This is a genomic window from Nonomuraea lactucae, from assembly GCF_003313395.1.
Lineage (GTDB): Bacteria > Actinomycetota > Actinomycetes > Streptosporangiales > Streptosporangiaceae > Nonomuraea > Nonomuraea lactucae.
Genome location: NZ_QNFZ01000212.1, coordinates 1 through 6,460 on the forward strand (window position 1 = coordinate 1; position 6,460 = coordinate 6,460).

Here is a 6,460-nt window from a genome sequence, read left to right on the forward strand (position 1 = left end):
CGCCCACCCCCGCCCGGCCCGTGCCCGTGCTGGTCGGCGGCGACAGCCCGGCGGCGCTCGGGCGCGCGGCGCGGCTCGGCGACGGCTGGATCGGCAACCGGGTCTACACCGAGGAGCAGCTCGACGCGCTGCTCGGCACGCTGCGCGCGCAGCTCGGCGAGCACGGCAGGACCGGCGACTTCGAGATCATCGCCCCGCTGGCCGTCCTGCCCGACGCCGACACCTACCGGCGCTTCGCGGCCAAGGGCGTCACGGGCACGATGGCCGCCCCCTGGTGGCTCGCCACACCGCAGGAGAAGGAGAAGTACGGCGAGGGCAGCCTGGCGCTCAAGGTCGCCACCATGGAGCGCTTCGCGGAGGAGGTCATCGCGAAGATGTAGCGAGCTCCCGGTGATCTCCCGCGAACCCGCGGGCGATAGCCTCGGGGAGTGCTCGAATCGATCGCGGCCACACGCTACGTGACACCGCTGCGAGAGGGCGGATCGCTGCCGGGGGTCGTCGAGGCCGACGACCTCGGCACCTACGTGGTGAAGTTCCGGGAGGCGGGGCAGGGCCGGCGCGTGCTCGTCGCCGAGATCATCGGCGCTGAGCTCGCCCGGCGGCTGGGCCTCAGGACCCCCGACCTGAAGCTCATCGACCTCGACCCGCAGCTCGGCGTCCGCGAGCCCGACGAGGAGGTGCAGGACCTGCTCAAGGCCAGCACCGGCCGCAACCTGGCGATCGACTTCCTGCCCGGCGCCCTGGGGTTCGAGCCGCTCACCTGGCTGCCCGACCCGGTCTTCGCCTCCAGGGTCGTCTGGTTCGACGGTCTGATCCACAACGTCGACCGGAGCTGGCGCAACCCCAACCTGCTGGTCTGGCACCGCGACATCTGGCTGATCGACCACGGCGCCGCGCTCTGGTTCCACCACAACTGGAAGACCGCCGACCCCCAGCGCCCGTTCGACGCGAGCGACCACGTGCTGGCCCCGTTCGCCACCAAGCTCGACGCCGCCGCGGCCGAGCTCTCGGCGAAGATCACACCCGAGCTGTTGGAGAGGGTGACGGCTCTGGTGCCCGACGAGTGGCTCGAAGGCGAGGCGGGGTTCGGCTCGGCGCGGGCCGTACGTGACGCCTACGTCGACCACCTGCTGCGGCGCGCGCACGGGCCGCGCGAGTGGCTCACCAGCGGAGCCGAGCCCGAGCGACGGGGGCAGGGGCGGGGTCACGGGCGGGGTCCGGGGTCGGTCGGCGAGTTCTGGCGAGGAGGCGGCCGGTGAGCAGGGACGTCTACGAGTACGCGGTGATCCGCGTCGTGCCCAGGGTCGAACGCGGCGAGATGATCAACGCGGGCGTGCTCCTCTACTGCCAGCCACGCGACTACCTCTGCGCGCGCGTCGAGCTGGACGCCGTACGGCTGCGCGCCCTCGACCCCGACGCCGACGCCGACGCCGTACGGCAGGCGCTCGGCGCCTACGAGCTGGCCTGTGGCGAGGAGCCCGGCCCGCTGGCGGGGGAGCCGCTCGGCGGCAGGTTCCGCTGGCTGACGGCGCCGCGCAGCACGATCGTGCAGGCGGGGCCGGTGCACGCGGGGCTCACCAGCGACCCGGCCACCGAGCTGGCCAGGCTCTTCGACAAGCTCGTGCGCCTGTGACAGATACGGAAGCCTGTGACAGATACAGAAGTTTGTGACAGACCTCAGAAGAGGACGGACATGAACGTGTCCACCTCGCGGAAGCCCACCTTCCGGTAGACGGCCCGAGCCGCGTGGTTGAAGTCGTTGACGTAGAGCGTGACGACCGGCGCGAAGCACGCGAGCGCCGCCTCCACGACCGCGGCCATCCCGGCCGCCGCGTAACCCCGCCCCCGCAGCTCCGGGTCCACCCAAACGCCCTGCACCTGGCACGCGAACGGCGTGACCGCGCCGATCTCCGCCTTGAACACCACGCGTCCGGCCTCGATGCGCGCGTAGGACCTGCCTATGCGGATGAGCTCGGCCACCCTGGTGCGGTAGAGGGCGCCGCCGTCGCCGAGGTTGGGCGAGACCCCGACCTCCTCGGTGAACATCGCCACGCAGGCCGGCAGCAGGACGTCGAACTCGTCGGGCGTGACCCGCCGCACCAGGGGATCGGCGGGCACGGCCGGCCTGTGCGAGACGGCCATGACCGGTTGCGCCCACCGGATCGCGCGCGCCCTGCCCCAGTGCGGCTCCAGCCGCTCCCACAGCGGCGCGACCGCGTCGGCGGGCCCCACGATGGACGAGCAGCGACGCCCCTGCTTGCGGGCGCGGTCGGCGAAGGCGTGCACGGCGTCGAGCCCGGCGTTGACCGGCACCAGGTTGGCTCCGGCGTAGCAGAGCGAGACGAGCCCGCCGCGCGGCCCGAATCCCCACATCTGCCCACCGAGCCGGGCCGGGTTGAGGCCGACCGTGCGCACCCGTGAGGAGACGAAGACGTTGGCGACCGGGTCGCTGTCGAGCAAGGCCAGCGCCTCGTCCCGGTCGTTGTCATCGAGCACGCGCGACGCCGATGTACGCAGCATCACATGGTCAGACTACGCGAAGGCCCACCGATTGGCTCATCTCAGTAGGGCGTCGGTGAGCCTTCCGTGACCACCGTACGCCGCGGCGGAGGCCATCCGGGCCGCCGGCCTGGGCGCGGGAACGGCCTCACAGGCGGTGTCCCGCGCGGGCACCGTGCCGTCGGTGAGGTAGGCGGCCAGATGGCGGTCGACGCACGTGTTGCCCGCGAGGGAGACGCCGTGGTTGCCGCCCTCGTCGACGACCATCCGCGCCGTCGGGAACCGGGAGCGCATGCCGAGCGCCCCCTCGTACGGCGTGGCGGCGTCGCCCCGCGACTGGAGCATCAGGACCGGCGGCAGCTTCGGCGACCCCTTGACGTCGACGGGCGTGCCGCCGCCGACCGGCCAGAAGGCGCACGGCGCGTTGTACCAGGCGTTCGCCCACGTCATGAACGGCGCGCGGCGGTGCATCTGGGTCATCTCGGCCCGCCAGTCGTCCCACGAACGCGGCCAGGGGGCGTCGCCGCACTGCACGCTCAGGTAGACGGCGTAGCCGTTCTCGTCCTCGGCGTCCTGCCTGCCGTGCCGCTCGTAGGCGGCGAGCATGCTCTGCGCGTCGCCCCGCCGCACGTAGTCGGACCACGCCCTGGCCAGCTCGGGCCAGACCGCGTCGGAGTAGCCGCCGACGGTGAACATGTCGTCGAGCTCGCTCGGCCCGACCACCCCACCGGCCGGGCGCTCGCGCAGCCGGGCGCGCATGGCGTACCAGGCGAACGTGGTCTGCCGGACCGTGGAGCCGAGCCTGTAGAGCCCGTTGTTCCGGGCGGTCCACGCGAGGAAGTCGCGGTGCCTGCGGTCGAAGGCGAGATTCTGCGCCAGATTGGCCTTGTACCAGACGGCGCCGGGGTCGACCGAGCTGTCCAGGACGAGGCGCCTGACCCGGTGCGGGAAGAGCGTGGCGTAGACGGCCCCCAGGTAGGTGCCGTAGGAGTAGCCCAGGTAGCTGATCCGCTGCTCGCCGAGGGCCGCGCGGATCTGGTCGAGATCCCTGGCGACGTTCTCGGTGGTCATGTACGGCAGCAGCCACGCCCACAGGTCGCCGCACCGGCCGGCGTAGTCGATGGCCCTGCCGACCAGGACCCGCTCGTAGGCGCTGTCGCGCGGCACCGCGTCGGGGCGGGGCGGGGCGTAGTAGACCTCCGGGTCGACGCAGCGCATGGCCGGCTGGCTCGCGCCCACCCCGCGCGGGTCGAACCCGACCACGTCGTATCGGTCGGCGATCTTGCGGGGCAGCGCCCTGGCGACGTACTCGGCCAGCTTCCGCCCGGACGCGCCGGGGCCGCCCGGGTTGACCAGCAGCGTGCCGAGGTGGTCGCCGTCGCGCGCGACCTTGGCCTTGATCCGGTTGAGCGCCAGCTGGATCGAGTGGCCGAGCGGCTCGCGGGGGTCGAGCGGCACCCGCAGGGTCGCGCACTCCACCACCGGGGCGCCCGCCTGCTGCGCCGTGGCCTGCGTCTTGCCGTCCGCCGGGCAGGCCCCCCACACGAGGCCCTCGCCCGGCCTGGTCCGCGCCACGGCGGCGCCTCCCTCGGCGCCCACCACCCCACCGGCCAGCATCGCCACCGCGGCGACCGCTCGAAGGCACCGCTTCACCCGTCTCATGACATCCGATGCTGCCCCCGTGACGGGCTGGTCACGATCCGTATGGGAGAACGCTTGCCATCCTGTAATGAGACGATTGCGCAGCGTAACGAATGGCCGGGCTCAGCCCACGGTGACCTGGGGACCGGGCGCGTCGTCGTCGAGGTCGACCTCGACACCCATCTCCTCGGCGATCCGCAGGGCCTCCTCGATCAGGGTCTCGACGATCTGCGACTCCGGCACCGTCTTGATGACCTCGCCCTTGACGAAGATCTGCCCCTTGCCGTTGCCCGAGGCGACGCCCAGGTCGGCCTCGCGCGCCTCGCCGGGCCCGTTGACCACGCAGCCCATGACCGCGACGCGCAGCGGCACCTTCATGCCCTCCAGCCCGGCCTGGACCTGCTCGGCGAGCGTGTAGACGTCGACCTGAGCCCGGCCGCACGACGGGCACGACACGATCTCAAGGCCGCGCTCGCGCAGGCCGAGCGACTCCAGGATCTGGGCGCCGACCTTGACCTCCTCGACCGGAGGGGCCGACAGCGAGACGCGGATCGTGTCGCCGATGCCCTCGGCCAGCAGCGCGCCGAACGCCACGGCCGACTTGATCGTGCCCTGGAAGGCCGGCCCGGCCTCCGTCACGCCGAGGTGAAGGGGGTAGTCGCAGCTGGCCGCGAGCAGGCGGTAGGCGTTGATCATCACGACCGGGTCGTTGTGCTTGACCGAGATCTTGATGTCGCGGAAGCCGTGCTCCTCGAAGAGCGAGCACTCCCACAGGGCCGACTCGACCAGCGCCTCCGGGGTGGCCTTGCCGTACTTCTGCAGCAGCCGCGGGTCGAGCGAGCCGGCGTTGACGCCGATGCGGATCGGCACGCCGCGCTCGGCCGCGGCCCTGGCGATCTCGCCCACCTTGTCGTCGAACTTCTTGATGTTGCCGGGGTTGACGCGCACCGCCGCGCAGCCCGCCTCGATCGCGGCGAAGACGTACTTGGGCTGGAAGTGGATGTCGGCGATCACGGGGATCTGCGACTTCCTGGCGATGATCGGCAGCGCGTCGGCGTCGTCCTGGGACGGCACCGCGACGCGGACGATCTGGCAGCCCGAGGCGGTGAGCTCGGCGATCTGCTGCAGGGTGGAGTTGACGTCGGCGGTGACCGTGGTGGTCATCGACTGCACGGAGACGGGCGCGTCACCCCCCACGAGCACGTCGCCGACCTTGATCTGCCGGGAGCGTCGTCGTTCGGCGAGCGGCTTGGGGCGGACCGTCGGGATGCCCAGTGCTACAGAAGACATTTCTACCCTTAGGTGTCGAAGTCGGTGTCCAGTCTAAGAAGTCCGCGTGAGTGCGCCGCCGCGGGCTACCGTCCCGCCGTGAGCTCCACCGCCCGGGCGCGGGCCCAGGCGTCGGCGGCCAGCACCTCCTCGACCGTGCCCGCGGGGGTCACCGCGTGCTCCTCGACGACCTGGGCGACGGTTTCGACGATCGCGAGGAACGGCAGCTCGCCGCGGAGGAAGGCGTCGAGGCACGCCTCATTGGCGGCGTTGTAGACGGCCGGGGCGGTGCCGCCCGCCTCGCCGACGTGCCGGGCGAGCGCCACGGCGGGGAACGCCTCGTCGTCGAGCGGCTCGAACGTCCAGGTGTGCGCCCTGGTCCAGTCGACGGGCGGCGCGGCGCCCGCCACGCGCGCCGGGTGGCCGAGGGCCAGCGCGATCGGCAGCCGCATGTCGGGCGGGCTGGCCTGGGCGATCGTGGAGCCGTCGACGTATTCGACCATGGAGTGGATGATCGACTGCGGGTGGACCACGACCTCGATCCGGTCGAACCCGAGGTCGAACAGCAGGTGCGCCTCGATGACCTCCAGCCCCTTGTTGACCAGGGTCGCGGAGTTGACGGTGATCGCCGGGCCCATCGACCAGGTGGGGTGGGCCAGCGCCATCTCGGGCGTCACGCCCGCCATCCGCTCGCGGCTCCAGCCACGGAACGGCCCGCCGCTGGCCGTGATGACCAGGCGCCTGACGGCGTCCAGGTCGTGGCCGCCGGGACCGGCGGCCCACAGGCACTGCTGGACGGCGGAGTGCTCGGAGTCGACGGGGAGGATCTGGCCCGGCTTGGCCAGCCGCTTCACCAGCGGCCCGCCGATGATCAGGGACTCCTTGTTGGCCAGCGCCAGCGTGCGGCCGGCCTCGAGCGCGACGAGCGTGGAGGTGAGGCCGAGCGCGCCGGTGATGCCGTTGAGGACGGTGTCGCACCGCCAGGCGGCGACCTCGGCGACGCCCTCGGGCCCGCCGAGCACCGCGGGCGCGGCGCCGAGCGCGGCCAGCG

Annotated in this window: 7 protein-coding genes; 3 read left to right on the forward strand and 4 right to left on the reverse strand. The window is 72.5% G+C overall.

From position 1 onward, the window contains the following. From DQW85_RS13205 to DQW85_RS13215, 3 genes are all read left to right on the forward strand, one after another. Nucleotides 1–380 (forward strand): LLM class flavin-dependent oxidoreductase (locus DQW85_RS13205; protein WP_113700613.1); only part of this gene is annotated, 380 nt, incomplete at its 5' end. A 48-nt stretch (nt 381–428) separates the two neighbouring features. Next, nucleotides 429–1,259 (forward strand): HipA family kinase, encoded by an 831-nt coding sequence (locus DQW85_RS13210; RefSeq protein ID WP_113700614.1) that lies wholly within the window; start codon nt 429–431, stop codon nt 1,257–1,259. Further along, nucleotides 1,256–1,633, forward strand: a complete 378-nt coding sequence (locus DQW85_RS13215) for a DUF3037 domain-containing protein (protein WP_113700615.1) — start codon at nt 1,256–1,258, stop codon at nt 1,631–1,633. The genes DQW85_RS13210 and DQW85_RS13215 overlap by 4 nt, the downstream gene beginning before the upstream one ends. Nucleotides 1,634–1,677: 44 nt before the next feature. Here the strand turns inward: DQW85_RS13215 and DQW85_RS13220 are convergent, their stop codons facing one another. The 4 genes from DQW85_RS13220 to dxr all read right to left on the reverse strand — a co-directional run. Further along, a complete protein-coding gene (locus DQW85_RS13220; RefSeq protein ID WP_113700618.1) occupies nt 1,678–2,520 on the reverse strand; it encodes a GNAT family N-acetyltransferase in 843 nt (280 codons plus the stop codon). A gap of 36 nt (nt 2,521–2,556) precedes the next feature. Continuing rightward, complete coding sequence (locus tag DQW85_RS13225; protein ID WP_240197143.1) at nt 2,557–4,161, reverse strand: alpha/beta hydrolase; 1,605 nt, start codon at nt 4,159–4,161, stop codon at nt 2,557–2,559. A 102-nt stretch (nt 4,162–4,263) separates the two neighbouring features. After that, nucleotides 4,264–5,430 carry a flavodoxin-dependent (E)-4-hydroxy-3-methylbut-2-enyl-diphosphate synthase gene (gene ispG / locus DQW85_RS13230; RefSeq protein ID WP_113700616.1) on the reverse strand — a complete coding sequence of 389 codons (1,167 nt, stop codon included), beginning with the start codon at nt 5,428–5,430 and terminating at the stop codon, nt 4,264–4,266. Between the two features lie 65 nt (nt 5,431–5,495). After that, the coding region (gene dxr, locus DQW85_RS13235) for a 1-deoxy-D-xylulose-5-phosphate reductoisomerase (RefSeq protein WP_113700617.1) at nt 5,496–6,460 on the reverse strand (965 nt) is incomplete at its 5' end.

Bases quoted from the DNA above. Each gene is read 5' to 3' on its own strand.
- DQW85_RS13220 (WP_113700618.1), bottom strand. From the start codon at position 2,520: ATGCTGCGTACATCGGCGTCGCGCGTGCTCGATGACAACGACCGGGAC.
- DQW85_RS13225 (WP_240197143.1), bottom strand. From the start codon at position 4,161: ATGAGACGGGTGAAGCGGTGCCTTCGAGCGGTCGCCGCGGTGGCGATG.
- ispG (WP_113700616.1), bottom strand. From the start codon at position 5,430: ATGTCTTCTGTAGCACTGGGCATCCCGACGGTCCGCCCCAAGCCGCTC.